Annotated in this window: 30 protein-coding genes; 7 read left to right on the top strand and 23 right to left on the bottom strand. The window is 76.5% G+C overall.

The annotated features are described in order from the left end of the window. Positions 1 to 8: 8 nt before the first annotated feature. The 9 genes from BLT39_RS07330 to mshA form a co-directional block, all read right to left on the bottom strand. Positions 9 to 767: a phosphoglyceromutase gene (locus BLT39_RS07330; RefSeq protein WP_091061167.1), complete on the bottom strand. Its 759-nt coding sequence runs from the start codon at positions 765 to 767 to the stop codon at positions 9 to 11. A 13-nt stretch (positions 768 to 780) separates the two neighbouring features. Then, a complete protein-coding gene (locus tag BLT39_RS07325) occupies positions 781 to 1,080 on the bottom strand; it encodes a hypothetical protein (RefSeq protein ID WP_091061164.1) in 300 nt (99 codons plus the stop codon). Positions 1,081 to 1,109: 29 nt separating this feature from the next. Further along, the gene (locus BLT39_RS07320) at positions 1,110 to 1,733 is read right to left on the bottom strand and encodes a hypothetical protein (protein ID WP_091061161.1); all 624 of its coding nucleotides are present in this window, start codon (positions 1,731 to 1,733) and stop codon (positions 1,110 to 1,112) included. A gap of 72 nt (positions 1,734 to 1,805) precedes the next feature. Continuing rightward, a complete protein-coding gene (locus BLT39_RS07315; RefSeq protein WP_091061157.1) occupies positions 1,806 to 2,354 on the bottom strand; it encodes a maleylpyruvate isomerase N-terminal domain-containing protein in 549 nt (182 codons plus the stop codon). Next, positions 2,351 to 2,827: an SRPBCC domain-containing protein gene (locus tag BLT39_RS07310; RefSeq protein ID WP_091061153.1), complete on the bottom strand. Its 477-nt coding sequence runs from the start codon at positions 2,825 to 2,827 to the stop codon at positions 2,351 to 2,353. The genes BLT39_RS07315 and BLT39_RS07310 overlap by 4 nt, the downstream gene beginning before the upstream one ends. Beyond that, positions 2,824 to 3,153, bottom strand: a complete 330-nt coding sequence (locus BLT39_RS07305) for an ArsR/SmtB family transcription factor (RefSeq protein WP_091061150.1) — start codon at positions 3,151 to 3,153, stop codon at positions 2,824 to 2,826. Before BLT39_RS07305 ends, BLT39_RS07310 begins: the two co-directional genes overlap by 4 nt. 62 nt (positions 3,154 to 3,215) lie before the next feature. Next, positions 3,216 to 4,727: an MFS transporter gene (locus BLT39_RS07300; RefSeq protein WP_242658227.1), complete on the bottom strand. Its 1,512-nt coding sequence runs from the start codon at positions 4,725 to 4,727 to the stop codon at positions 3,216 to 3,218. After that, a complete protein-coding gene (locus BLT39_RS07295) occupies positions 4,724 to 5,224 on the bottom strand; it encodes a type III secretion system chaperone family protein (protein WP_091061145.1) in 501 nt (166 codons plus the stop codon). Before BLT39_RS07295 ends, BLT39_RS07300 begins: the two co-directional genes overlap by 4 nt. After that, positions 5,221 to 6,579, bottom strand: coding sequence for a D-inositol-3-phosphate glycosyltransferase (gene mshA, locus BLT39_RS07290; RefSeq protein WP_242658226.1), 1,359 nt, complete (start codon positions 6,577 to 6,579; stop codon positions 5,221 to 5,223). The genes BLT39_RS07295 and mshA overlap by 4 nt, the downstream gene beginning before the upstream one ends. A 70-nt stretch (positions 6,580 to 6,649) precedes the next feature. Here mshA and BLT39_RS07285 point away from each other — a divergent pair, with 70 nt between their 5' ends. Beyond that, entirely contained in the window at positions 6,650 to 7,420 is a 771-nt protein-coding gene (locus tag BLT39_RS07285; RefSeq protein WP_091061137.1) for an SDR family oxidoreductase, read from the top strand. A 78-nt stretch (positions 7,421 to 7,498) separates the two neighbouring features. On the opposite strand, the gene BLT39_RS07280 is transcribed toward BLT39_RS07285, so the two are convergent. Next, positions 7,499 to 8,503, bottom strand: coding sequence for a UDP-N-acetylmuramate dehydrogenase (locus BLT39_RS07280; RefSeq protein WP_091061822.1), 1,005 nt, complete (start codon positions 8,501 to 8,503; stop codon positions 7,499 to 7,501). Positions 8,504 to 8,538: 35 nt separating this feature from the next. On the opposite strand from BLT39_RS07280, the gene BLT39_RS07275 reads away from it, so the two are divergent. Genes BLT39_RS07275 through BLT39_RS07265 form a run of 3 tightly spaced genes read left to right on the top strand, consistent with a single transcriptional unit; the run spans position 8,539 to position 10,483 of the window. Continuing rightward, positions 8,539 to 9,390: a class I SAM-dependent methyltransferase gene (locus BLT39_RS07275; protein ID WP_091061133.1), complete on the top strand. Its 852-nt coding sequence runs from the start codon at positions 8,539 to 8,541 to the stop codon at positions 9,388 to 9,390. A 29-nt stretch (positions 9,391 to 9,419) separates the two neighbouring features. Next, the gene (locus BLT39_RS07270; protein WP_091061130.1) at positions 9,420 to 10,247 is read left to right on the top strand and encodes a spermidine synthase; all 828 of its coding nucleotides are present in this window, start codon (positions 9,420 to 9,422) and stop codon (positions 10,245 to 10,247) included. 41 nt (positions 10,248 to 10,288) lie between these two features. Next, on the top strand, positions 10,289 to 10,483 hold the full coding sequence (locus BLT39_RS07265; RefSeq protein ID WP_091061126.1) for a PspC domain-containing protein: 195 nt from the start codon (positions 10,289 to 10,291) through the stop codon (positions 10,481 to 10,483). A 1-nt stretch (position 10,484) separates the two neighbouring features. Here BLT39_RS07265 and BLT39_RS07260 read toward each other — a convergent pair whose 3' ends face one another. The 9 genes from BLT39_RS07260 to BLT39_RS07220 form a co-directional block, all read right to left on the bottom strand. Then, complete coding sequence (locus BLT39_RS07260; RefSeq protein WP_091061123.1) at positions 10,485 to 10,772, bottom strand: DUF2516 family protein; 288 nt, start codon at positions 10,770 to 10,772, stop codon at positions 10,485 to 10,487. Between the two features lie 69 nt (positions 10,773 to 10,841). Beyond that, entirely contained in the window at positions 10,842 to 11,798 is a 957-nt protein-coding gene (locus tag BLT39_RS22350) for a hypothetical protein (protein ID WP_242658225.1), read from the bottom strand. Next, positions 11,795 to 12,271 carry a helix-turn-helix domain-containing protein gene (locus BLT39_RS07250; protein WP_165640193.1) on the bottom strand — a complete coding sequence of 159 codons (477 nt, stop codon included), beginning with the start codon at positions 12,269 to 12,271 and terminating at the stop codon, positions 11,795 to 11,797. Before BLT39_RS07250 ends, BLT39_RS22350 begins: the two co-directional genes overlap by 4 nt. 65 nt (positions 12,272 to 12,336) lie before the next feature. Next, positions 12,337 to 13,287: an asparaginase gene (locus BLT39_RS07245; protein ID WP_091061119.1), complete on the bottom strand. Its 951-nt coding sequence runs from the start codon at positions 13,285 to 13,287 to the stop codon at positions 12,337 to 12,339. Further along, on the bottom strand, positions 13,287 to 13,856 hold the full coding sequence (locus BLT39_RS07240) for an RsiG family protein (protein WP_091061115.1): 570 nt from the start codon (positions 13,854 to 13,856) through the stop codon (positions 13,287 to 13,289). The genes BLT39_RS07245 and BLT39_RS07240 overlap by 1 nt, the downstream gene beginning before the upstream one ends. Continuing rightward, complete coding sequence (locus BLT39_RS07235; protein WP_091061111.1) at positions 13,853 to 14,695, bottom strand: beta-keto acid cleavage family enzyme; 843 nt, start codon at positions 14,693 to 14,695, stop codon at positions 13,853 to 13,855. Before BLT39_RS07235 ends, BLT39_RS07240 begins: the two co-directional genes overlap by 4 nt. Then, positions 14,692 to 15,792, bottom strand: coding sequence for a CAF17-like 4Fe-4S cluster assembly/insertion protein YgfZ (ygfZ, locus tag BLT39_RS07230; RefSeq protein ID WP_091061108.1), 1,101 nt, complete (start codon positions 15,790 to 15,792; stop codon positions 14,692 to 14,694). Before ygfZ ends, BLT39_RS07235 begins: the two co-directional genes overlap by 4 nt. Before the next feature lies 1 nt (position 15,793). Continuing rightward, entirely contained in the window at positions 15,794 to 16,249 is a 456-nt protein-coding gene (locus BLT39_RS07225) for a Fur family transcriptional regulator (RefSeq protein ID WP_091061105.1), read from the bottom strand. Positions 16,250 to 16,258: 9 nt separating this feature from the next. Continuing rightward, positions 16,259 to 17,230, bottom strand: a complete 972-nt coding sequence (locus tag BLT39_RS07220; protein WP_091061101.1) for a squalene cyclase — start codon at positions 17,228 to 17,230, stop codon at positions 16,259 to 16,261. Between the two features lie 243 nt (positions 17,231 to 17,473). Between BLT39_RS07220 and BLT39_RS07210 the strand changes: the two genes are divergently transcribed. Then, complete coding sequence (locus BLT39_RS07210; RefSeq protein ID WP_091061094.1) at positions 17,474 to 18,319, top strand: aminotransferase class IV; 846 nt, start codon at positions 17,474 to 17,476, stop codon at positions 18,317 to 18,319. Between the two features lie 3 nt (positions 18,320 to 18,322). Here BLT39_RS07210 and BLT39_RS07205 read toward each other — a convergent pair whose 3' ends face one another. After that, complete coding sequence (locus BLT39_RS07205; protein WP_091061816.1) at positions 18,323 to 18,988, bottom strand: SDR family NAD(P)-dependent oxidoreductase; 666 nt, start codon at positions 18,986 to 18,988, stop codon at positions 18,323 to 18,325. Between the two features lie 411 nt (positions 18,989 to 19,399). Here BLT39_RS07205 and BLT39_RS07200 point away from each other — a divergent pair, with 411 nt between their 5' ends. After that, on the top strand, positions 19,400 to 20,110 hold the full coding sequence (locus BLT39_RS07200; protein ID WP_091061091.1) for a hypothetical protein: 711 nt from the start codon (positions 19,400 to 19,402) through the stop codon (positions 20,108 to 20,110). Here the strand turns inward: BLT39_RS07200 and BLT39_RS07195 are convergent. Then, entirely contained in the window at positions 20,091 to 20,726 is a 636-nt protein-coding gene (locus BLT39_RS07195; protein WP_091061087.1) for a hypothetical protein, read from the bottom strand. The two genes, BLT39_RS07200 and BLT39_RS07195, sit on opposite strands and share 20 nt — an antisense overlap. A gap of 27 nt (positions 20,727 to 20,753) precedes the next feature. Between BLT39_RS07195 and BLT39_RS07190 the strand changes: the two genes are divergently transcribed. Then, entirely contained in the window at positions 20,754 to 21,137 is a 384-nt protein-coding gene (locus tag BLT39_RS07190; RefSeq protein WP_091061085.1) for a DUF6992 family protein, read from the top strand. Here the strand turns inward: BLT39_RS07190 and BLT39_RS07185 are convergent. Further along, complete coding sequence (locus BLT39_RS07185; protein WP_091061082.1) at positions 21,124 to 22,839, bottom strand: DUF885 domain-containing protein; 1,716 nt, start codon at positions 22,837 to 22,839, stop codon at positions 21,124 to 21,126. The genes BLT39_RS07190 and BLT39_RS07185 overlap by 14 nt on opposite strands. Then, entirely contained in the window at positions 22,836 to 23,420 is a 585-nt protein-coding gene (locus tag BLT39_RS07180; protein ID WP_091061079.1) for a heme-binding beta-barrel domain-containing protein, read from the bottom strand. The genes BLT39_RS07185 and BLT39_RS07180 overlap by 4 nt, the downstream gene beginning before the upstream one ends. Between the last annotated feature and the right edge of the window lie 31 nt (positions 23,421 to 23,451).

Genomic DNA, 23,451 nt, shown 5'->3' with positions numbered 1-23,451 from the left:
CGTGGGTGCTACTTCGTGCCCTGGGCGGCCACTGCCTTGATCGCCTCGGCGGCGGCCTCGGGGTCGAGGTAGGTGCCACCGGGGTTGGTCGGGCGCAGGTCGTCGTCGAGGTCGTAGCGCAGCGGGACGCCGGTGGGGATGTTCAGGCCCACCACCTCGTCGTCACCCATGCCGTCCAGGTGCTTCACCAGCGCCCGCAGGCTGTTGCCGTGCGCGGTGACCAGGACCGTCTTCCCGGCCCGCAGGTCCGGCACGACCGCGTCGTACCAGTAGGGCAGCATCCGGACGACGACGTCGGCCAGGCACTCGGTGGCCGGCCGCGCCTCCGGGGGCAGGAACGCGTAGCGGGGGTCGGCGTCCTGGCTGTACTCGTCGGAGGGGTCGATCGGCGGCGGCGGGGTGGCGTAGCTGCGCCGCCAGGTCATGAACTGCTCCTCGCCGTACTCGGCGAGGGTGGCGGCCTTGTCCTTGCCCTGCAGGGCGCCGTAGTGCCGCTCGTTGAGCCGCCAGGAGCGGGTCACCGGGATCCACTGCCGGTCGGCCGCGGCCAGGGCCAGCTCGGCGGTGGTGATCGCGCGCTTGAGCAGCGAGGTGTGCAGCACGTCGGGCAGCAGGCCCTCGCCCTTGAGCAGCTCACCGCCCCGGGTGGCCTCCGCGCGGCCCTTCTCGGAGAGGGCGACGTCCACCCAGCCGGTGAAGAGGTTGGCCTTGTTCCACTCGCTCTCGCCGTGGCGGAGGAGCACCAGAGTTCCGGTCACGGCGCCCATCCTGCCCGACGGCTCACCCGGTCAGCAGGGGCCAGAGCAGCCAGGCCTCGAACAGCACCGGCGGCACCAGGCCGGCCAGCAGCCACGGGCTGCGCACCCGGCGTCCGGTGCTCCAGCGGATCACCGCGACCACGGCCACGCACAGCGCCGTCCCCGCGACCCCCCAGCCCACCGCCGCCCCGGGGTCGTCGGTGAGGAACTGGGCCAGCGCCACCTGCACCGCGCAGACCAGCAGCGGGTAGACCAGCGCGGTCGCCCCCACCACCCCGGTGAGCGCCCGGGTGCGGCTGCGCAGCTCCGTCTCGTCGGCCATCGCCGTCGACGGTAGGCGTGCGCCGGGGATCAGGTGAGGGTGCCCGCCCGCCAGCGCCGGGCCGCGGCGGCCAGCTGGTCGGCGGTGCGGGCCAGCGCGTGCCCGCCCCGGGTGACCCGGTCGGCGGCGTCGGGGTCGGTGTCGTCGAGGTCGTCGGCCTGCACCGCGCGGCCACCCGCGACGACCCAGCAGAACGCGGCCGCCCGGTCCAGGGCGACGTCCAGGTCACCCTCGAACACGCCGGTGAGCACGGCGTCGGCCAGGTCGCGGACACCCTCGGGGCCCGGCGGGTCGGCGAGGCCGGCGACGACCTCGCGGGGCAGCACCCGGCCCTGGCCGGCCCCGAACTGGCGGGCGGCCGACACCGGGTCCCGCTGCACCCAGGCGCGCAGCAGGTAGAGCCGCCAGAGCGCGCCGGGCAGCGAGACCGCCGGGGCGTCGGCCCACAGCTCGGCCAGCTCGTCCAGGCCCTGGTCGTCGGCCAGCCGGACCAGCCGGCGGGTCACCTCGGGGTCGTCGGTGCCCCGTGCCCGGTCGACCAGGGCGTAGGCGACCCCGCGGGCGGCCTCGGTGGTGGCGACTGGGTCGACCTCGCCGGCGAGGTGGGCGCCCAGCGTGGCGCGCAGCAGCGGTCGGCGGTTCCGGGCGGCCATGCGGTCCTCTCGTCGGCGACGGCCGCGGTGGTGGACGACCCCCTCCGTTGTACGTGCCCGAGCGCCCGAGGGCTACCCCGGCTGCCAGGACGGGTCGCGGCCGACGAAGCCCATGAGCCGGTCCACCGCCGGGGCGTCCTCGGGCACCGGCACCCGCGGGCCGTACTGGCCCGAGGAGCGCAGCAGGTCGTCCATCGGCTCCATCCCGGCCAGCAGCTGCGCGCACTCGGCCTCGTCCAGGCCGGCGTCCTGGCCGCTGGCCGCGGCGAGGTCCCAGGTGTGCAGCAGGACGTCGGTGGTCCAGAACCGGTCGACCGCCTCGGCGAGCGGCAGGGTGCCCAGGTGCTGGTGGGTGAACGGCTCGGCGGCGCGCGGCGAGGTGAGCAGGGCCCGGACGGCGGCGGTGTGCCGGGCCCAGTCCTGCGCCGGGTCACCGGTCCGCTCCACGGCGAGGACGACGTCGTCCGCGGCGAGCAGCCCGGGCAGCCAGTCGACCAGGTGGCCCACCACGTCGGCCGCCGTCCAGCCCTCGACCGGGGCCGGGGCGGCCCAGTCGCTGACCCCGGCGACGACGTCGGTGAACCGGCCGGTGACCCGGTCGAACCGGTCCAGGGCGCTCACGCCGCGGCCAGCAGGGCGTCGAGCTTGGCGTAGCCCTGGTCCACGCCGGTCTCCATGCCGCTGCGCAGCCAGGCGTCGCGACCCTCGAAGGAGTCGACCAGCGACTGGGCGTGCAGCCGCACCCGGCCCCCGCCCAGGTCCTCGAACCGCAGCGTCTCCAGGCTGACGTCCTCGGGCATCCCCTCCCACGTGAAGGTCTGCACGATCGTGTCGGTGCCGATGCGGTGGAAGCAGCCGCGGAAGGACCACTCCTCGTCCCCGCGCACACCGGTGAACCGCCACGACCCGCCGTCGCGGGCGTCCCAGACGTCGATCCGGGTGGTCGTGTCGTCGGGGCCGACCCAGCGGGCGTAGAGGTCGGGGTCGAGGTGGGCGCGCATGAGCTGCGCCACCGTGCCGGTGAAGTCCCGGGTGATCCGGATGATCGGCAGGGCGGGGTCGGCCTCGATCCGGGCCGTGGTGGCGGTGGTCATGACGGGTCCTCCTGCAGGTCGGCCAGGACGGCGTCCAGGCGGGTGAAGCGTTCCTCGGCGCGGCGGCGGTACCGCTCGACCCAGGCGGTCATCAGGTCCAGCACCTCGGCCTCGAGGTGGACCGGCCGGGTCTGCGCCGAGCGGCTGCGGCTGACCAGGCCGGCGCCCTCGAGCACCTTGAGGTGCTTGGAGACGGCCTGGGTGCTGACGTCGTAGGGCGCGGCGAGCTCGCCCACGGTGGCGTCGCCGACGGTCAGCCGCGCGACCATGTCGCGCCGGGTGGGGTCGGCCAGGGCGGCGAACACCCGGGACAGCTGGTCGGCCATCGATCCTCCTTCTGCAACCGATCGGTTGCAGACGCCAGCATGGCCTCACCCCCGGGCCGTCGTCAACCCTTCGGTTGCGGACGCCGGCCGGGGAGCCAGACCAGGCACACGACCGCGGCGAACGCGGCCGAGGCGGCCGTCCCGATCGCGGTGGTGTGCATCGCCGCCACGAACGCCTCCCGTGCGGGCTGCACGAGCTCGGTGGCCCCGGTGACCCGGACGGCCTCCAGCGTGGCGACCACCGACTGGCGGGCCTGCTCGCGGGCGGCCTCGGGCAGCACGTCGACGGCGTCGCCCAGCCGGGCGGCGTACACCCCGGCCACCAGCGACCCCAGGATGGCCACCCCGAGCGCCCCGCCGACCTGGCGGACGGTGTTGTTCACCGCTCCCCCGGCGCCGGCCTTCTCCCGCGGCACGACGCTCATGATCGACTCGGTGGCCGGGGCCAGCACGGTGCCCAGGCCCAGGCCCTGCAGGAAGAGCACCGCCAGCACCAGCCACACCGGGGCCTGCAGGTCGAGCAGCTGGTTGGCCGCGAACGCGGTCGCCATGAGCCCGAAGCCGGCGGCGCAGACCAGCTTGGCGCCGAACCGGTCGGCCAGCCGGGAGGCCCGCGGCGAGGCGATCGCGATGGCCACCGCCATCGGCACCAGCGACGCCCCCGACTGCAGCGGGGTGTAGCCCAGCGCGCCCTGCAGGTAGTAGACGAGGTAGAACGTGGCGCCCTGCAGCGCGAAGAAGTTCAGCGCCAGCGCCCCGGCCGCGGCGGAGAAGGCCGGCAGCCGGAACAGCGAGACGTCCAGGGCGGGGTGCGGAGTGCGCCGCTGCCACCAGACGAACACCCCGAGCAGCGCGAGGCCGCCGAGCAGGGGGCCGAGCACACCGGGCGTCGTCCAGCCCACGCCCTCGCCGCCGCGGATGATGCCGAACACCAGCGCGCCCAGACCGGCGATCGACAACAGCACCCCGGGGACGTCGAGCCGGCCGGGCGCGGGGTCCTTCGACTCCGGCACCAGGGTCACCACGCCGAGCGCCCCCACCGCGGCCACCGGGATGCCCAGCAGGAAGACCGCACCCCACCAGAAGTGCTCCAGCACCAGCCCGCCGGCCAGCGGCCCGCCCGCGATGCCGATGCCGGCCGCCCCGGCCCAGATGCCGATGGCCCGGCTGCGCTCCCCCGGCGGGAAGACGTTGCTGATGACGGCGAGGGTGGCCGGCTGCACGGCCGCCCCGCCCACGCCCATGAGCGCCCGCCACGCGATGAGCTCCCCGGCCGACCCGGCGAAGGCGGCCAGCACCGACCCGAGGGAGAAGATGCCCAGGCCGACCAGCAGCGCGCGCCTGCGGCCGATGCGGTCGCCGATGACGCCCCAGCTGAACAGCAGCCCGGCGAAGACCAGGATGTAGGCGTCGATGGCCCACTGCAGCTGGCTCTGCGTCGCGGCGAGGTCGCGCTGCAGCGTCGGCAGGGCCACGTTGAGCACCGTGTTCCCCATGATCACGACCATGAGGCAGACGATCATCGTGGTGAGCACCCACCAGCGGCGCTCGTAGCCCGCCGGCCGGTCGGTCACCCCCGTGGCCGGCGCACGAAGTCGGCGAACGCCTCCAGGTTGCGCAGGGACTCCCCGCGCTTGACCCGCCAGTCCCACTCGCGGCGGATCGAGGTGCCGAACCCGATCTCGAGCATGGTGTTGAAGTGGTCGTCGGCGTAGCTGAGCACCGCGCCCAGCAGCCGGTCGACCTCCGCTGCGGTCACCGACGCCGCGCTGACCCGGCCGGTGAGGTAGACGTCGCCGACGGCGTCGATGGAGTAGGCCACGCCGTACATCCGCGCGTTGTGCTGCAGCAGCCAGGTCCACAGCTGCTCGCGGTTCTCGTCGGGCTGCCGGCAGACGAAGGCCTCGATGCGCAGCCCGTGCTCGCCGATCACCAGCCCGCACACCGTCTTGAGCTTCTTGGTGCCGGGCAGGTCGACCAGGAAGCGGCCGGGCGCCGGGTGCTCGTAGACCAGCTCGGCGTCGCGCAGCGCGGCGTCCACCACCCGCTCCAGCTCGGCGACGGTGCTCACCGGGCCGGCCCCCCGACCGAGAAGGCCCGCACCGCGGCGCGCACGCGCTCGCGGGGCGGCCGGACGACCGCGCGCATCTCCCCGATGGCCGCGGCGTAGGCGTCGACCAGGGACTCGGTGGTGCGGTCCCAGCTGAACCGGGCGGCGTGCCGCCGCGCGCCGGCCGCGAGCAGGTCGCGCTGCTCGACCACCTTGCGGATCGCCGCGGCGTAGTCGGCCGGGTCGTGGCCGTCGACCAGCACGCCCGAGACGCCGTCGTCCACGGCGGTGGGCAGCCCGCCCACGGCCGCGGCCACCACGGGGGTGCCGCAGGCCTGGGCCTCCAGCGCCACCAGCCCGAAGGACTCGTTGTGGCTGGGGACGACGGCGACGTCGGCGGCGCGGTAGTGCTCGGCCAGCGCGGCGGGTGCCTGCGGCGGCACGAACCGGACGACGTCGGCGATGCCGAGGGAGACCGCGAGCTCCTGCAGCTGCCGGGGCTCGGCCAGCCCGCTGCCGCTGGGCGCCCCGACCACCAGCACCTGCAGCCGGGCCCGCAGCCCCGGCTCGTCGGCCAGCAGGCGGGCCGCGGCGTGCAGCAGCACATCGGGGGCCTTGAGCGGCTGGATGCGGCCGACGAACAGCAGCACCAGGGCGTCGTCGGCCACCCCGACCGCCCGGCGGGCCGCGGCCCGGTCGCCCGGGGCGAAGCGCTCGAGGTCCACACCGGGCGGGACGACCAGGGTGCGCGCGGGGTCGGCGTCGTACCAGCGGACCAGCTGGCGGGCCTCCTCGGCGGTGTTGGCGATCAGCCGGTCGGCCTCGGCGACCACCTGCTCCTCGCCGATCACCCGGGCGCGCGGCTCGGGCTCGTCGCCGTCGGCCAGCGCGGCGTTCTTGACCTTGGCCAGGGTGTGCGCGGAGTGCACCAGCGGCACGCCCCACCGGTCACGGGCCAGCCAGCCGACCTGCCCGGAGAGCCAGTAGTGGCTGTGCAGCACGTCGTAGTGGCCGGGCTCGTGCCGGGCCTCCTCGCGCAGCACCGCGGCGGTGAACGCGCACAGCTGCGCGGGCAGGTCGTGCTTGCCCAGGCCCTCGAACGGACCGGCCGACACGTGCCGCACCGTGACGCCGGGGACCATCTCCACCACCGGCGGCAGGTCCGAGGACGTCGCCCGGGTGAACACCTCGACGGCGATGCCCCGCGCGGCCAGCCGCCGGGAGACCTCGACGACGTAGACGTTGAGCCCCCCGGCGTCACCGGCGCCGGGCTGGTCCAGCGGGCTGGTGTGCACGCTCAGGGTGGCGACCCGGCGCGGCAGCGGGCTGCGCCCGGTCCGCTGGCCCGTGGGGCGCAGGGGGCGACGACCAGGCACGCCACTCCTCCCGCGGGCGCCCGGGCGGGCGCGTTGTCGGCTCCCCATCCTGCACCAGCAGACTGGGGGCATGCCCGCCGAGACCCCCGCCCTCCCCTTCCCCGGCACCGGCCGTGTGGCCGTCGTCACCGGAGCCTCCAGCGGCATCGGTGCCGCCACGGCGGCCCGGCTGGCCGCCGACGGCTTCGACGTCGTCCTGGCCGCCCGCCGGCTGGACCGGCTGACCGAGCTGGCCGAGCGCACCGGCGGGCGCGCCGTCGAGCTCGACGTCACCAGCGACGCGTCGGTGCAGGCCCTCGCCGACTCCCTGGAGCGGGTCGACGTGCTGGTCAACAACGCCGGCGGCGCCTTCGACGCCGCCCCCGTGGCCGAGGCCGACCTGAGCTCCTGGACCCGCGCCTTCGAGGTCAACGTGCTGGGCACCGTGCGGGTGACCAAGGCGCTGCTGCCCGCGCTGCGCGCCTCCGGCGCCGGCGACGTGGTGCTCATGGGCTCCACCGCCGGCCTGGTCAGCTACGAGGGCGGGGCCAGCTACACCGCGGCCAAGCACGGCGTGCACACCCTGGCCGAGACGCTGCGGCTGGAGCTGGTCGCCGAGCCGGTGCGCGTCGTGGAGATCGCGCCCGGGATGGTCAAGACCGACGAGTTCGCGCTCAACCGCACCGGCGACGCCGCGAAGGCCGCGAAGGTCTACGAGGGCGTGCGGGAGCCGCTGGTCGCCGAGGACGTCGCCGACTGCGTGGCCTGGACCGTCACCCGCCCGCACCACGTCAACATCGACCTGATGGTGGTCCGCCCGCGGGCCCAGGCCGCCCAGCACAAGGTCCACCGCGAGGCCTGAGCGCCCAGGTAACGGAAGCTCCACCCGGCCGGTCCGGCCCGTCGAACGGGGTAGAGCTTCCGATACCTGGTGGGGTCGTCAGGGGCGGACGGCGGTGGGCTCGGGGACCAGCGTCACGCCGAACCTCTCCCGGACGGCGTCCACGACCCGGCCGGCGAAGGCGAGCAGCTCGTCGGCGGTCGCGCCCGGCTCGGTGGTGAGCGCCAGCGAGTGCCGGGACGACGTCCCCACGTGGCCGTCGCGGGTGCCGCGGCCGAAGCCGGCGTGCTGCACCAGCCACGCCGCCGACAGCTTCACGTCGTCCCCGGCCGGCCAGCTCGGGCAGCCCTCCACCGCCATCGACGCGGGCACCACCGGGTTGGTGAAGAACGACCCGGCGCTGCGGGAGTCGGGGTCGGCCGGGTCGAGCACCATGCCCTTGCCCCGGCGCAGCTCCAGCACCGCGGCCCGGACGTCGGCCAGCGGCGCCCGCTGCCCCACCTCCACGCCCAGCCGCTTCGCGAGCTCGGCGTACCCGACCGGCATCGACAGCTCCGACGCGGTCAGCCCGAAGGTCACGGTGAGCACGACGAACGCCCCGGGGTTCCGCTTGAGCGCCGAGTCCCGGTAGCCGAACCCGCAGTCGGCCGGGGACAGGGTGCGCACCGACCCGTCGCGGCGGTCGAGCACCCGCACGGCGGTGATGGTCTGGGCGACCTCCTGGCCGTAGGCGCCCACGTTCTGCACCGGGGTGGCGCCGGTGCTGCCGGGGATGCCCGACAGCGCCTCCATCCCGGCCAGGCCCTCGGCGACGGTGTGCGCGACCAGGTCGTCCCACGGCTCGCCGGCCTGCACCTCGAGCGCGTCGCCGGTGCGCACCACCCCGCGCGAGCGGACGGCGACGACGTCCCCGGGCCAGCCCGCGTCGGGGGCGACCACGTTGGAGCCGCCGCCCAGCACCAGCAGCGGGCGCCCGGCGGCGTCGGCGTCGCGCACCGCGGCGACCAGCTCGTCGGCGTCGTGCACCTCGACCAGCCGCTCGACGGGGCCCCCCACCGCCAACGTGGTGAGCTCGGCCAACCGCGTCCCCTGATGCACCAGCACGGCCCCCACGCTAACCGGGACTACCCTCCGGTCGGGTGAGCAGCGACCACTCCCGGAAGGCGGTCCTGCCCCCGACCCCGAAGAAGCCCCGGCTGGCCGCCGGCCGCGCCCGCGCGCTGGGCCTGCCCACCCGCGGCACCACGAACGCCAACCGGCTGCGCCGCGTCGACCGCTGGCTGCTGGCCACCCAGGTGCCGCGGCTGCGCGACGCCGCCCGCCCGCTGGTGGTCGACCTGGGCTACGGCGCCTCGGCGGTGACCACCCTGGAGCTGGTCGACCGGCTGCGCCCCGAGGTCGACGGCCTGGAGGTCGTCGGGCTGGAGATCGACCCCGAGCGCGTGGCCGCCGTGGCGGCCGACCGGGACCCGCCGCGGGTGGACTTCCGGGTCGGCGGGTTCGAGCTCGCCGGGCTCGCGCCGGTGCTGGTGCGCGCGTTCAACGTGCTGCGCCAGTACGACGAGGAGTCCGCGGCCCGGGCCTGGGCGACCATGTGCGCGGCGCTGGGCCCGGGCGGGCTGCTGGTCGAGGGCACCTGCGACGAGTGGGGACGGCGGGCCTGCTGGGTGGCGCTGGACGAGTCGGGGCCGCTCACCCTCACCCTCGCCGTCCGGCCCTCGGACATCGACCGGCCCTCCGACCTGGCCGAGCGGCTGCCCAAGGCGCTCATCCACCACAACGTCCCCGGCCAGCCGGTGCACGCCTTCCTGGCCGCGTTCGACGCGGCCTGGGCGTCCGCGGCGGGGCTGTCGACCTTCGGCCCGCGGCAGCGGTGGGTGGCCGCGGTCGAGGCGCTGTCGGCGCAGGGCTGGCCGCTGGTGGGGTCGACCCGGCGCTGGCGGCACGGCGAGGTCACCGTGCGCTGGTCGGCCGTCGCACCCACCTCGTGAGCAGGCGCAGGGCGCCCGAGCACCCCGTCATGCCCGGGCAGGTGGCGGTGGCCGGCGGGGTGGCCGAGATCCTGGGCGACGCCGACCGCGACCGCAGCTACGTGCTGATGCTGGACGGCGTCCCGCAGTCGCACGTCGACCTCGACGACCCGGCGCACCTGGAGTTCGAGTACGTGCGCCGGATGGGCCACGTGGTCGACCTGGCCGCCGAGGAGGGCGCGCCGCTGGACGTGGTGCACCTGGGCGGGGGCGCGCTGACCCTGCCGCGGTACGTCGCGGTGACCCGGCCGGGGTCGCGGCAGCGGGTGGTGGAGGTCGACGAGCCGCTCACCGAGCTGGTCCGCGAGCACCTGCCGCTGCCCCGCGGCGCCCGCGTCCGGGTGCGTGCCGCCGATGCCCGGGCGGGCCTGGAGGCGATGCACGACGCCAGCGCCGACCTGGTGCTGGTCGACGTGTTCGCCGGCGCCCGCACCCCGGCCCACCTGACCAGCACCGAGTTCGCCGTCCAGGTCGCCCGGGTGCTGCGGCCGGGCGGGGTGACCGCGTGGAACGTCTCCGACGGCCCGCCGCTGCGCTTCCTGCGCACCCAGGCGGCGACCCTGCGGTCGGTGTTCGGCCACGTCCTGCTGGCCGCCGAGCCCGGCACGCTGCGCGGTCGCCGGCACGGCAACACCGTCGCGGTCGCCTCGGACGCCGCGCTGCCGGTCGCAGCGCTCACCCGGCGCTGCGCCGGGGACCCGATGCCGTCGCGGGTGGTCGCGGGCGGGGACCTGGACGCCTTCGTGGGCACCGCGCTGCCGGTCGCGGACGCCTCCGCGGTGGCCTCGCCGGAGCCCCCACCAGGCATCTTCGGCTGATCCGCCAGGCGGCTGCCAGCGGGCCACCCTACGGTGTCGGCATGACCTCTCCGGCACACCGCAGCTTCTCCCGCGACACCCAGCACAAGGTCATCGCCGGCGTGTGCTCGGGCCTGGCCCGCCGCTTCGGGCTGTCCCGCACCGTCGTCCGGGCGGCGTTCCTGATCTCCTGCGTCCTGCCCGGGCCGCAGTTCATCGCCTACCTGGTGCTCTGGGTGGTCATGCCCCGCGGCTGAGTCACCAGCTGCTGTTGCCCGACTGCAGGCCGCGCAGCGCCGGCCGGACGTCGACCAGGTACACGATGATGCCGACGACGGCCGGCAGGCCCAGGAACGACAGCACGCCGAAGGCGTAGACGATGACCGTGGCGAGCGCGGTGATGGCCACCCAGGCGGGCTTGGTCAGCTTCCCGACGGCCACGTAGCCCGCGGCGGGGCGGATGATCGCGTCCACCGTCGCCCAGGCGCCGAGCGCGAGCACCGCGTAGAGGATGACCGCGAACAGCGCGTTGTCGAAGCCCGCCATGCGCCCAGCGTAGCTGCGGGTACGCCACGGGGCCCGCAGCGAGATCGCTGCGGGGCCCGTGGCGGTCGCTCAGTTCGAGCTGGGGGCCGAGCTGGACGCCGAGGGGGCGTTGCTCGAGGCCGAGGGCGCGCTGCTGCGGGCCGACGGCGCGGTGGCCTTGGCGGGGGTGCCGGCCTTGGCGGGGGTGCTCTTCGTGGCGGCGGTGGTCCGCTTCGCGGGGGTGCGCTCGGCCGGGGTCTGCGGCGCGGTGCCGGCGGTGGAGCGGATCGAGCGCTTGGCCGAGCGGGCCTCGCGGCGGACGTCCCGCTTGACCTCGGTGACGGCCTTGCTGGTGCGCGCCTTGCTCTTCTGGGCCACCGAGGTGACCTCGTCGGCGGCGTCCCCGGCCTCGGCCTTGCTCTTCTGCGCGACCGAGGTGACCTCGTCTGCGGTGTCGCCGACGGCCTCCTCGGTCGTGTCGAGGGCGTCCTCGAGGGTGTCCTCGACGGCGTCGACGGCGCGCTCGGCCTTGCCCACCAGGTTGCGGAAGCCCGGCTGGCGGCGCAGGTCCTCGACGACCTCCTCGCCGCGGGCGGCCAGGCCGTTGACCGTGGTCAGCGCCTGGTCGCGGACGGCGCCGGCCAGCGTGGTCACGGTGCCGCGGACCTCGACGGCGGTGTCCTTGACGGCCTCGGGGCGCGCGGCGCCCTGAGCGCGGTCGGCGGCGTCCTCGGCGCGGCCGCGGGCCTGGCCGAGGAGCGACGTGGCGCGCTCGCGGGTGGCCCCGGCGCGGGCGCGGGCCTCCTTGACGGCGGCGTCGGCCTGCGCCTGGGCCTCGCCGGGCAGGGCCTCGGCGCGGTCGCGCAGGGTCTCCAGGGCCGTGCGGACGCGGTCGACGGCGACGTCGCCGGCGCCGATGGCGGCCAGCACGCCGGTGCGACCGGTGCTGACGGCGTACTCGCCGGCGGCCTTGGCGGTCAGCTGGACGTCGCGGACGGTGCGCTGGGCGCGCTTCTTGGTGAGCTCGCGGGCCTCGGTGGCGTTCACGGGTGCTCCTCCTTCGTCGAGAGCGGGGCGTGCTGCGGGGTGGGGGGACTGGCGGTGCTGTCGGCCAGGGACTCGTAGAGGTCGAGCAGCACGGCCTTGTGCCGCTCGCTCAGCGCCGGGTCCGACCGGATCGCGGTGACCGTGTCCGGCGTGCCGGACCGGCGGTCGAGGATCCCGGCCTGCTCGTAGAGCGTCTCGGCGGAGATCTTCAGACCCCGGGCGATCTGGGCCAGGATCTCCGCCGACGGCTTGCGCAGTCCCCGCTCCACCTGCGAGAGGTAGGGGTTGCTGACCCCGGCGCTGCGGGCCAGCTCGCGCAGCGACACCTGGGCGGCGTTGCGCTGGGTGCGGATGAAGTCGCCCACCTGCGAGCTGACCACGGTGGACACCGTGGTCGCCTCGGCCGCGGCGGACGCGGCAGCGTGGGTGACGCTGTCGCGCACCTGGCTGACGATCTCCGACGGGTTCTGCACGGTCCCGACCGTAGACCCGCCTGCTTGCTCCTGCAAGCGGGGAGCTAGCAGGTGTGAGCGACCCCTCAGAGGGCCGCGCGGACCTCGCCGACCACGCCGTCGCCACCGCTGACCGGCAGCACCGCGAAGGGCGCGAGCAGGTCGGCGTCCACCCCCAGCCGGGCCAGGCCGGCGCACAGGGCCGGCATCCGGCCCCGCTCGCCGCCGTCGTCCAGCTTGAGCGCCACCGCGCCGGCACCGGGCAGCGCGGCCACGTGCACGCCGTCGGCGCCGCCCTTGACCAGGAGGCCGGGGACGGCGTCCATCAGCCGGGTGTCGTCCTTGCCCGTGCCGGCGACCAGCCACGGGTGGGCCCGCACGGCGTCGGCCACCGCACGGCCCGCGGTGCCGGGGTCGGCCTGCACCAGCGAGAGCACGCCGCGGGCCAGCGCGGACACCGGCAGCGCGTGCTGCGGGGCGCCGCAGCCGTCGACGACCACGGCGCTGACCGGGACGCCGCCGGCCTCGCCCAGCCGGGCCTCGATCGCCTGCTGCAGGGGGTGGGCGCGGTCCAGGTAGCCCTGGGTCGGCCAGCCGGCGGCGACGCAGGCCGACAGCATCGCGGCGTGCTTGCCCGAGCAGTTCATCGCGGCCCGCTCGGGGGCGCGGCCGGCCACCAGCCAGCGGGCCCGCTCCGCCTCGTCCGACGGCAGCGCGGCGGGGCAGCCGAGGTCGTCGGGGCCCAGGCCCGCGGCGGCCAGCATCGACAGCGCGAGCTCGACGTGGCCGGGCTCGCCGGAGTGCGAGCCCGCGGCGATGGCCAGCTCCTGCGTCGAGCGCGGCACCCAGCCGGCGTCGAGGTAGGTGGTGGCCTGCACCGGCTTGTTCGACGACCGGGGCAGGGTGGGGACGTCGACCGCCCCGACCGCGTGCAGCACGCCGCCGTCGGCGTCCAGCACGACCAGCGACCCGCGGTGCACCGACTCCAGGAACCCCGACCGGTGCACCTCCACCAGCACGGGGTTGTCCGGGTACATCAGTGGCGACCCTCCGCGGCCAGCAGCTGGGCGACGTCGGCCTCGCCGTCGCGGTAGCGGCGGCCCAGCTCACCGGCCAGGGCGTCCATCACCTGCTGCACGCCGCGGCGCCGCTCGGACAGCCCGCGCTCGCCCTCGGCCAGCGACCGGGCCGCGGTCTCCAGCTGGTCGTCGGGCAGCTCGCCGACGTCGGAGAGGTCCACGCCGGGGGCCAGGGAGTTCACCCACTGCTCCAGCGCCACCGGGTCGCCGGGCTGCACGGTCTGGTGCCGGCCCAGGCCGTGCGCGGGGCCGCGGCCCTTCTCCGAGAGGATCTCGGGCAGCAGGTCGACCAGCGAGCGGCCGTCGTGCTCGGCCCGGCGCTGCAGCTCCCGGCGGACGATGTCCAGCCGGCCCTGCAGCAGGCGGCGGGTGTAGGAGAGGTCGACCTCGGACTGCTCGGCGCGGCGGCGCAGCCCCCGCACGTCGAGCATGGGGCGCTGCTGCACGCCCTCCAGGAACGCGGGGTCCAGCAGGGCGTCGACGGCGGTGCCGCCCGCGGCCGCGGTCCCGGGCTGCGGTGTGGTCATCGGGTTGCCTCCTGGCGGGTGCGGATGCCCAGCAGCTCGCGGGCCTCGGTGGTGGTCAGGGCGGGGCGCTGGGCGATCCTCGCCAGGCCGGCGGCGCGGGCGACCAGCTGGGCGTTGTCGCGGACGGGCTCGCCCGGCGCGTAGGTCAGCGTGTCCTCCATGCCGACCCGCAGGTGCCCGCCGGCCGACAGCGCCGCGAGCATCACCGGCAGCGAGGTGCGGCCGACGCCGGTGGCGGCGAAGGTCCAGCCCGGCTCGATGGCGGGCAGGCAGGCGGCCAGCGCGCCGGTGGTGCCGGGCATGCCGCCGGGCACGCCCATCACCAGGTCGACGTGCACGTGGCCGCCGGCCGGCGGGCCGTGCCGGTCCAGCAGGCGGGACAGGGTGGCCAGGTGGCCCAGGTCGAAGGCCTCGTACTCCGGGACGATGCCGCGGTCGCGCATCTGGGTGTGCAGCTCGACGATCAGGTCCCACGGGTTGCTGAACACGTCCCGGCCGAAGTTCACGGTGCCCAGCGAGAGGGAGGCCGCGTCGGGGTCGGCGTCCAGCACGGCCACCCGGTCGGGCAGCGGGTCGGTGACCGCGCCGCCGGAGGACAGCTGCACCACCAGGTCGGTGCTCTCGCGCACCGCGGCGACCACCTCGCGCACCCGGCCGAGGTCCAGCGTGGGCCGGGTGTCGAGGTCGCGGACGTGCAGGTGGACGACGGCGGCACCCAGGGCCTCGCAGTCGCGGGCGGTGGCCACGACCTCCTCCACGGTCACCGGCAGGGCCGGGACGTCGGCCTTCGCCGACTCGGCCCCGGTGGGGGCGAGCGTGATGAGGGTGCCCGTGGTCACCGGCCGATCGTCGCAGACCGGACCGCGCGGACGCGCTCCCGGGCCGCCAGCACCGTGTCGTCGGGGGTGACGACCAGGTCGTCGGGGTCGACGGCCACGACCGAACCGGCCGCGCGCAGCTCCGGCAGCGGCTCCTTCTCCAGCACCGAGGACTTCACCAGCGCCAGCCCGACCACGCCGAGCTCGTGGTGCCGCACCACGGTGCCCAGCCGGCCCACCTCGCGGGTGCCGGCGGTGACCGGCGTGCCCGGCTCGGGCAGCTGCTCCTCCATGCCGTCCAGGTGCACCAGCACCAGCCGGCGCGGCGGGCGGCCCAGGTTGTGCACCCGGGCGACGGTCTCCTGGCCGCGGTAGCAGCCCTTCTCCAGGTGCACCGCGCTGGCCAGCCAGGGGGTCTCGTTGGGGATGGTGCGGTGGTCGGAGTCGGTACCCACCCGCGGCCGGTGCGCCTCGACGGCGAGCGCGGCGTGGGCGTCCACCCCGGCCAGGGTCGCCCCGGCGGCCAGCAGGGCGTCGGCCCGCGCGGCGAGGTCGGCCCGGGGCACCAGCAGGTCCACCGCGGGGACGCCGTCCCCCACCTCCGGCATCCGGCGCACCCAGCCCCCGCGCTCCAGCGGGGTCACCCCGGTGGGCACGGGCAGCCCGGCGGCGGCGAGGACGTCGTCCCCCCGCGGGCCGAGCAGGGTGAGCACCGCCCAGTCGGCGGTGACCAGCGCGGGCTCGACGCGGAGCATGAACCGCATCCGGTCCAGCCAGCCCGCGAGCGCGGCACCGGCGCCGGGCTCGGTGTCCAGCCAGGTGGTGCCGCCGGTCTCGGCGACCACGACGTGGTGCTCGATGTGGCCCTGCGGGGACAGCACCAGCGCCTCGGTGCCGCTGCCGTCGGGCAGCCGCTCGAGGTGCTGGCTGAGCAGGCTGTGCAGCCAGGACAGCCGGTCGGGCCCGGGGACGGCGACGACGTCGCGGTCGCTGCGGTCGACCAGCACCGCGCCCTCGGCGGCCCGGCGCTGCTCGGGCAGCGGGTCGCCGTAGTGCGCGGCGACCTGGCCGCCCTCGGTGGCGACGGCGCCGGGACGGTTCAGCAGCGGGGAGGGCACCTCAGGACTCCGATCCGGCCGCACGGCAGTCCCGGCACGTCCCGGACAGCGCCACGTGGCCCACGTCCAGGCTGTAACCCAGGTCGGCGGCCAGACGTTCCGCGACGCCGTCCATCACCGCGGGGTCGACCGAGTCGATCCGGCCGCAGTTCGCGCAGACCACGTGCAGGTGCGGGTGCTGCGCGGCGTGGTAGACCGGCGCGCCCTTGCCGAGGTGGGTGTGCCAGACCAGGCCGAGGCGCTCCAGCAGCTCCAGGTTGCGGTACACGGTGGAGGTGTCCGGGGCCGCGCCGTCGGGCCCGGCCTGCTCGGCCAGCCAGGAGCCGATCTGCTCGGGCGTGCCGTGCTCGAGCGCGCCGACCGCCTCCAGCACCCGCTGCCGCTGGGTGGTCAGCCGCAACCCGCGGGAGCGCAGCTGCTGCGCCAGCGGCGGCGGTCCGTGGTCGTGGTCGGCCATGCCGGGAGCCTAGGCCCGGTCGGCGTGCCCGTCCCACCAGCGCAGCACCCGCAGCGCGCCCAGCGTGACGCCCCTCGACGGTTCGCCGGCCGGGGCGTCGACGGGGAACCACACCGCGCCGGCCTGGACCGGGCCCTGCAGCCACCGCCCGTCGGGCTGCCGGCCGGCGCGCAGCCGGTCCACCGCGTCGGCGGCGCGCGGGTCGGGCGGCGTGCCGTCGTGCAGCGACGCGGCGCGCAGGTGGTCGAGCGCGCGCAGTGCGTCGAACCGCCAGCGGGAGGGCCACACCGGCGGGGTCAGGCACGCCTGGAGCGGGGTGCCGTCGGAGCGGTGGGTCAGCCGGCGGGCCAGCAGGTGCTCCTCGCCGCGGCGCCGGGCCGCGCGCAGCTCGTCGCTGCCACCGGTGGCCACCTCGTGCGCCAGCAGCCCGCGCACGGCGTTGAGCGTGGAGTGCACCGACGAGCGGGTCGAGCCCTCCACCCACTCGCAGTTCCAGCCCCCGTCGGGCAGCTGGTGCTCGGGGAACCAGGCCGCCAGCGCCTCGACGTCCGCACCCAGCCACACCCCGTTGGCGAGGGTCGTGGCGTTGATGCACACGTCGACCTCGCCGCCCCAGTACGGCAGGTCGTCGTACTCCCACCTGCACGTCGCGGCGAGCAGCTCGGCGGTGCCGGCCAACGCCCCGGCGTCCAGGCCCCACTCGCGCAGGGAGGTCAGCGACCAGGTGGTCGCCGTCCAGGGCTGGCCCTCGCCCTCGGCCGGCCAGTGCACCTCGCCGCCCACCCGGGGGAAGAAGGCGCCGCCGGCCCACTGGCCGTCGACGTCCTGCAGCGCGAGCAGCCGGGCCCCCCACCCCTCGATCGCGACCCGGGCGCGGGTGGCCCGCCAGACCTCGGGCGGCTCGTCGGCCAGGTCGCGCTGCACCTGCCAGCGCAGGGCCGGGTCGGAGTCGAGCAGCCAGGCCAGGACGTCGTCCGCCATGCCGGGACCCTAGACCCCTCCTAGGGTTATCTTCTTCTTCGGGTTCGGCAGCAAGCAGAAGGAGCTGGGCCCGGGGGCGACCCGCACCTGCCCGCGCTGCGGCAACACCACCGTCTGGGCGCGGGTGGAGCGGTACAAGCAGTTCACCGTCTTCTTCGTGCCGCTGCTGCGCTGGCGGCGCGAGCAGCTGGAGATCTGCACGATCTACGGGACCGCCGTCGTCGTGTGAGGCAGGCTGGGCGCGTGGTCGACCAGCGTGCGGTGGCGGTGTGGCGGGACGGCGGCGCGGTACGGGTGCCGGCCGACCAGCCGGTGGTGACGGCGTTCGACGCGGGGCTGGCCCGCGGGGACGGCGTCTTCGAGTCCGTGCTGGTCGACGCCGGCGCGACCCCGCGGCTGGCCGACCACCTGGTCCGGCTGCAGCGCTCCACCGCCCTGCTCGACCTGCCCGCCGTGCCCGACGACGCCTGGCGCGCGCTGGTCGCCGCGGCCACCGAGGGCTGGCCCGCCGACGTCGAGGGCGTCTGCCGGCTGTTCCTCACCCGCGGCGACGGCACCACCCCGACCGCGCTGGCCCTGCTCGCCCCGGTGGGGGCCGACGTCCTGGCCCAGCGGCGGGACGGCGTCCGCGTGGTCGCGCTGACCTACGGCCTGGCCGCCGACGTCCGCGCCGGGGCGCCCTGGCTGCTGGGCGGGGCGAAGACGCTGTCCTACGCGGTCAACATGGCCGCGCAGCGGCACGCGCACGCGGTCGGCGCCGACGACGTGGTGTTCACCTCCGCCGAGGGCCGGCTGCTGGAGGGCCCGACGTCCACGGTGGTCTGGGCGGCCGGCGGCACCCTGCACACCCCGCCGCTGGACACCGGCATCCTGGCCGGCACCACCCAGGCCCGTCTCTTCGCCGCCGCGCGGGCCGACGGCTGGCCGACCGCGGTCACGCCCGGCACGGTGGCCGACCTGCACGGGGCCGACGCCGTCTGGCTGCTGTCGGGCATCCGCGGCGCGGCCCCGGTGACCGCGCTGGACGGCGTGGAGCGCGGTGACGCCGGCCTGACCGCCCGCGTGCAGGAGCTGCTCGCCCGGCCCTGACGCCTAGCTGCCGTCCACGACCCGGTCGACCGACCACGCCCCGCGCGGCTCGGTGTGCAGCTCCCAGTAGGTCTCGGCGATCCGGTCGGGGTCCAGCGGCGTCCCCGGCTCGATGACCCCGACGACCGTGACGCCGGCCGCGTGCACGCCGTCGGCGGCCAGCTGCTCGTGCAGCACGGCGACGGCGTTGCGCAGTGCGGCCTTGCCCAGCGTCAGCGACGCGTGCGCGGGGTCGGGGTGCAGGGCCGGGCCGCCGCCGGTGACCAGGAACGTGCCCTCGCCGGCCGCGCGCATGGCGGGGGTGAACAGCTGCGCGACGGCGACCGCACCGACGACGTCGACCGCCAGCGCGTGCGCGAAGTGCGCGGGCGGGTCGACCAGCAGGTCGTCGGCCACCACCAGCCCGACGTTGTGCACCACGACCGCGGGCCGGGCGGCCACCACCGGCGCCAGTGCGGTGGCCAGCCCGGCGGGGTCGGCGACGTCGGCGGGGACGGTGTCCACCCGCGCGCCCGAGGCCCGCAGCTCCGCGGCCAGGGGCTCCAGGGTGGCGGCCGAGCGGGCCACCAGGGTGAGCGCGAAGCCCTCCCGGGCGAAGCGGCGGGCGATGCCGGCACCGAGCCCGGGGCCGGCACCGACGAGGACGGCGTGCGTGCGGTCGAGGTCCACCGTGCAGGGGTGTCCCACGACCGGGTCGTGCACACCTGACCACCGCCGGGAAGCCGTGGGAAAAGGGCGTTGCGGGGACCGTTGGAACGGTCGTACCGTGGCCGTACACGGGAGAGGAGGTGGTCCGAACAATTGATGTCGTTCAGGACTCGTGAGGTGGCTGTCCGCTAGCCGCCGTCCAGATGGGCCGCCCGCTCAGCGCCGGATCAAGCCGGACTGACGCGTGTGGCATCGCCCGTCCGTCGTACGGCGGCGAGCGAGAACCGGACAGTTCACCCGACCCCCGGGCCGCCGACCCAGTCCAGTCGGCCCGCCCCCCGCCACAAGTGCTCATCGAGCCGGCGGGGATGGCGGAGCAGCCCGGGGGTTGTCCGTTCCCCGACCCGGTCGAGCTTCTCTAGGCTGGTCCCCGTGCAGTTCGCCGGGCGCGACCCCGAGGCCGACGTCTCCCCCGGTCGGTGGGTCGCCGACGCCGTCCGCCCCGGTCTGGGCGTCGCGGGGCTGCTGCCGCCGCTGTTCCCCGCCGCCGCCCGGGTGCTGCACCCGGCCGCGCAGTACGACGGGGACGACGACGTCGACGTGCGCTGGGCCGACGTCGCCGCGGCCAACGGCACCGCCGCGCACCCGCTCATGGAGTGGGGCGGCATCACCGGCTCGCTGGACTTCTACGAGGAGGCCGACCAGAGCCCGCTCTGGGAGGGCGCGCCCGCCCGCGGCCACCTGCCCGAGCAGGTCGCCGGGCCGCTGGCCGAGGTGCTCGCCCGGCACACCGGCACCCCCGACGACTGCTTCTTCGGCGTCTGGGACGGGTTCGGCTACATCACCGCACCCCAGCCGCGGCTGACCGTCGGCGCCCGCAGCTTCTGGCTGGTCCGCGGCCCGGTCGGCCTCGCCGCGGCCAACATGGCCGTCGAGCCGTGGGAGCAGAGCGCCGGGCTGTGGTGGCCGGCCGACCGGGCCTGGTGCGTGGCCACCGACGTCGAGCTGGTGAGCACCTACCTGGTGGGGTCGGCCGCCTGCGTCGCCGACGTGCTCGCCGACCCCCGGCTGGAGTCCGTCCCGGCCACCGTCACCCAGCCCGTGGGCGACGACGCCGACACCGTCAACCCGCCGCCGGACTGAACCGCCGGGCGGCGACCACCCCGGTGGGCAGGTCGGCGCGCAGCGGGCCGAGGACGTCGGCCAGCTGCTGCACGGTGAGGTCGGGCCCGGCCTGCCCCAGCGCGGCCACCGCCGGCCACGGCGTGCGCCAGTCACCGAGGCCCTGGTCGTCGGAGACGCCCTCGACGTAGGAGTCGACCATCCCGTAGAGCTGCTCGGCGTCCACCGGCAGGCCGGCCAGCCCGCCGCCGCGCAGACCGGGCTCCAGGTCGGCGGGCACCCGCTCCCAGCGGCCCGCCGACCAGCCCAGCACGAAGGCGACGTCCTCGGTCCGCCCGCGCAGCGGCTCCGCCCACCAGTCGGGGGCGCCGGTCAGCAGCTCGCCGGTGGGTTCGCCGTCCGGCCGGCGGGACAGCGACCCGCGGGCGGTGCGGTCCCAGCCGAGCAGCACGGCCCGGTCGGCGTCCAGCAGGGCGACCTCGGCCCAGTTGCCGCCGCCGTCGTCCCACCGCCAGGACCCGGCGTCCCGGGCGTGCGCGGCCTCGGGGAAGCCGAGTGCGGCGACGACCGCCGCGGCCGCCGCCCACCGGCCGCGCAGCACGTCGAGCGGGGGCAGGTCGGCGACGGCGAGCTCCACACCCGGCACTGTAGGACGATCGCCGGCATGGACCCCGCCACCGTCGAGACCCGGCTGACCACCGTGCTGGGCGCCTGGGCCGCCGGCTCCGTCGTCCTCGGCGGGGTGCTCGCCGCCCGGCCGGCGACCCGGGCGTTCGGCCGGCAGACCGCGGGCTGGGGTGCCGTCGACGGGGTGATCGCGGCGGCGGGGGCGCGCAACCGCCGACGGCGCGGGCCGACCGACCCGGCGCGGCTGCGGAGGGTCCTGCTGGTCAACGCCGGGCTGGACGTCGGCTACCTGGTCGCCGGGGCGGCCCTGCTCCGCGGCGACCGCTGGCGCGGCGACGGCGCGGCCGTGCTGGTCCAGGGCGCCTTCCTCCTCGCCCTGGACGGCACGGCCGCGGCCGCCCTGCGACCTACAGCCGGCTGAGCTCGTCCACCAGGTCGTCGAGGCCCAGGCTGCCCTGCGAGAGCGCGGCCATGTGCCAGGCCTTGAGGTCGAAGGCGTCGCCCCTCGCCGCGCGGGCGGCCTCCCGGCCCTCCAGCCAGGCCCGCTCCCCCAGCTTGTAGCTGATCGCCTGCCCGGGCATGCCCAGGTACCGCACCAGCTCGCTGTCCAGGAAGTCGCTGTCCCGGCCGCAGTACTCGCCGAAGAACGCCCGGGCCAGCTCGGGGGTCCAGGGCTCGCCACGGTGGCCCTCGAGCGCGCCGTCGGCGTCGTCGGGGATCGGCAGCTCCAGGTGCATGCCGATGTCGACGACCACCCGGACCGCGCGCATCTGCTGGGCGTCCAGGTAGCCCAGCCGGGCGCCGGGGTCGGTCAGGAAGCCCAGCTCGTCCATCAGCCGCTCGGCGTACAGCGCCCAGCCCTCGAGGTTGGCGCTGACCCCGCCGACGGCGGTCTGGAAGACCGACAGGTCGCCGGAGACGTAGGCCCACTGGGCCAGCTGCAGGTGGTGGCCGGGGACGCCCTCGTGGTACCAGGTCGAGACCAGGTCCCACAGCGGGAAGCGGTCCTTGCCCAGCGTGGGCAGCCACGTGCGGCCGGGCCGGGAGAAGTCCAGCGACGGCCGGGTGTAGTACGGCGCGGCGGCGCTGCCGGGCGGGGCGATCATCGCCTCGACGCGCTTGATGGGGTCGGCGATGTCGAAGTGGGTGCCGTCCAGGGCGGCGACGGCCTCGTCCATCATCGCCTGCAGCCGCTGCCGGATCTCCTCCACGCCGTCCACGGCCTCGCCGTGCTCGCCGAGCCAGCGCATGGCCTCCATCGGGGTGGCCCCCGCCCGGACCAGCTCGGCGGCGGACCGCTGCTCCTCGCGGATCCGGCGGTGCTCGGCCCAGCCCCAGGCGTAGGCGTCCTCCAGGCCGGTGCCCGCACCCAGGTCGCTGCCGTTCCAGCGGCGGGCGAAGCGGGCGTAGCGCTCCCGGCCGACCGCGTCGGGGGTGCCCTGGGCCTGCGGCAGGTAGGTGTCGCGCAGGAAGTCGCGCACCTCCGCCACGGCGGCGTCGGCGGCGGCCGCGGCGTCGTCCAGCTCGGTGCGCAGCTCGTCGGGGCCGCCCGCGACGACCCCGGCGAAGTAGGGGCCGGCCAGCCACTCGCCGAGCTGGCCGATGACGGTCTCGACCTGGCGGGGGGCGGCGAACAGGCCCTGCGAGGCGCCCTCGGTGAGGGTGGCCAGGTAGCCGCGGTAGGCCTCGGGCACCCGGGCCAGCCGGCGGCCCAGCACGGCCCAGTCCTCGGTGCTGGCCAGCGGCATCATCGAGAAGACCTGGCGCACGGAGTGCACCGGGGAGAACAGGTTGGACAGCTCGCGCAGGCCCTCGCCGGCCTCGTGCAGGTCCAGCGAGGCGGTCAGCCGCTCGCGCAGCAGCCGGGCGCAGCGGAGCTCGACCGGGTCCTCGGCCAGCGCCGGGTCCTCGGCGAGCACGCGGTCCAGCTCGGCGAGGGTGTCGCGCTCGAGGCGGGCCGAGGCCTCCAGGCCGGCCGGGGACAGGTCGGGCAGCCGGTCGTCGCCGGGCCGGGTGCCCAGCGCCGTGCCGGCGATCGGGTCGAGGTCGCAGAGGGCGTCGACGTAGGCGTCGGCGACCTGGCGCGGGGTGGTCGGGCGGGTCGGTCCCTGCGTGGTGGTCATCGGATCCTCTCCAGGCGGGCGGACATGACCGGGCGCAGCCGGCCGTCGGCACCGGCGCGGTCGACGGCGTACATCAGCGCGCCCTCGACGATGCCGTAGAGCCGGGCGGCCTTCGTGGTGTCCGGGTGGTCGGGGGTGCGGGCGAGGACGTCGCTGGTCAGCTCCCAGCTGGTCGTCGTCCGGGCCCGGCCGACGTAGATCTCGACCAGGCCGTCGGGCGAGGCGGTGAGCAGCTCGACCTCCTCCTCGCCGCGCGGGCGCCAGAAGCCGGACTCCCGGGTGTCCGGGCCGGCGGGCCGGCCGTCCTCGCCGATCCGCCAGGTGCGCGACTCGTAGGCCAGGAAGTCCCTGCCGTCGTGGGCGAAGCGCACCCACTGGCCGAACCGGTGGTCGCCCTGGGCGCCCGCCGCCTGGCCCTCGCCGTGCCACTCCCCCAGCAGCGGCAGCACCGACAGCAGCTCGTGGGCGACCTCGGGACCGGTGCGGACGTCGGTGGTCTCCTCGACCGGCAGCTCGGTGCGGCCCGCAGCCGGCTGCGTGGGCAGGCCCTCGGGGGTCGGGGTGCCCCCCGCGTCGGTCATCGCGCACCCCCGCTGCGCTCGCGACGGGTCA

The sequence above is a fragment of the Klenkia brasiliensis genome (assembly GCF_900100695.1).
Taxonomy (GTDB): Bacteria; Actinomycetota; Actinomycetes; order Mycobacteriales; family Geodermatophilaceae; genus Klenkia; species Klenkia brasiliensis.
The sequence above is the reverse complement of the archived record's forward strand: the minus strand, read 5'-3'. Positions and strand labels throughout refer to the sequence as shown.

Bases quoted from the DNA above. Each gene is read 5' to 3' on its own strand.
- BLT39_RS07330 (WP_091061167.1), bottom strand. From the start codon at position 767: ATGGGCGCCGTGACCGGAACTCTGGTGCTCCTCCGCCACGGCGAGAGC.
- BLT39_RS07325 (WP_091061164.1), bottom strand. From the start codon at position 1,080: ATGGCCGACGAGACGGAGCTGCGCAGCCGCACCCGGGCGCTCACCGGG.
- BLT39_RS07320 (WP_091061161.1), bottom strand. From the start codon at position 1,733: ATGGCCGCCCGGAACCGCCGACCGCTGCTGCGCGCCACGCTGGGCGCC.
- BLT39_RS07310 (WP_091061153.1), bottom strand. From the start codon at position 2,827: ATGACCACCGCCACCACGGCCCGGATCGAGGCCGACCCCGCCCTGCCG.
- BLT39_RS07305 (WP_091061150.1), bottom strand. From the start codon at position 3,153: ATGGCCGACCAGCTGTCCCGGGTGTTCGCCGCCCTGGCCGACCCCACC.
- BLT39_RS07285 (WP_091061137.1), top strand. From the start codon at position 6,650: ATGCCCGCCGAGACCCCCGCCCTCCCCTTCCCCGGCACCGGCCGTGTG.
- BLT39_RS07270 (WP_091061130.1), top strand. From the start codon at position 9,420: ATGCCCGGGCAGGTGGCGGTGGCCGGCGGGGTGGCCGAGATCCTGGGC.
- BLT39_RS07265 (WP_091061126.1), top strand. From the start codon at position 10,289: ATGACCTCTCCGGCACACCGCAGCTTCTCCCGCGACACCCAGCACAAG.
- BLT39_RS07260 (WP_091061123.1), bottom strand. From the start codon at position 10,772: ATGGCGGGCTTCGACAACGCGCTGTTCGCGGTCATCCTCTACGCGGTG.
- BLT39_RS07245 (WP_091061119.1), bottom strand. From the start codon at position 13,287: ATGTACCCGGACAACCCCGTGCTGGTGGAGGTGCACCGGTCGGGGTTC.
- BLT39_RS07240 (WP_091061115.1), bottom strand. From the start codon at position 13,856: ATGACCACACCGCAGCCCGGGACCGCGGCCGCGGGCGGCACCGCCGTC.
- BLT39_RS07225 (WP_091061105.1), bottom strand. From the start codon at position 16,249: ATGGCCGACCACGACCACGGACCGCCGCCGCTGGCGCAGCAGCTGCGC.
- BLT39_RS07220 (WP_091061101.1), bottom strand. From the start codon at position 17,230: ATGGCGGACGACGTCCTGGCCTGGCTGCTCGACTCCGACCCGGCCCTG.
- BLT39_RS07190 (WP_091061085.1), top strand. From the start codon at position 20,754: ATGGACCCCGCCACCGTCGAGACCCGGCTGACCACCGTGCTGGGCGCC.
- BLT39_RS07185 (WP_091061082.1), bottom strand. From the start codon at position 22,839: ATGACCACCACGCAGGGACCGACCCGCCCGACCACCCCGCGCCAGGTC.
- BLT39_RS07180 (WP_091061079.1), bottom strand. From the start codon at position 23,420: ATGACCGACGCGGGGGGCACCCCGACCCCCGAGGGCCTGCCCACGCAG.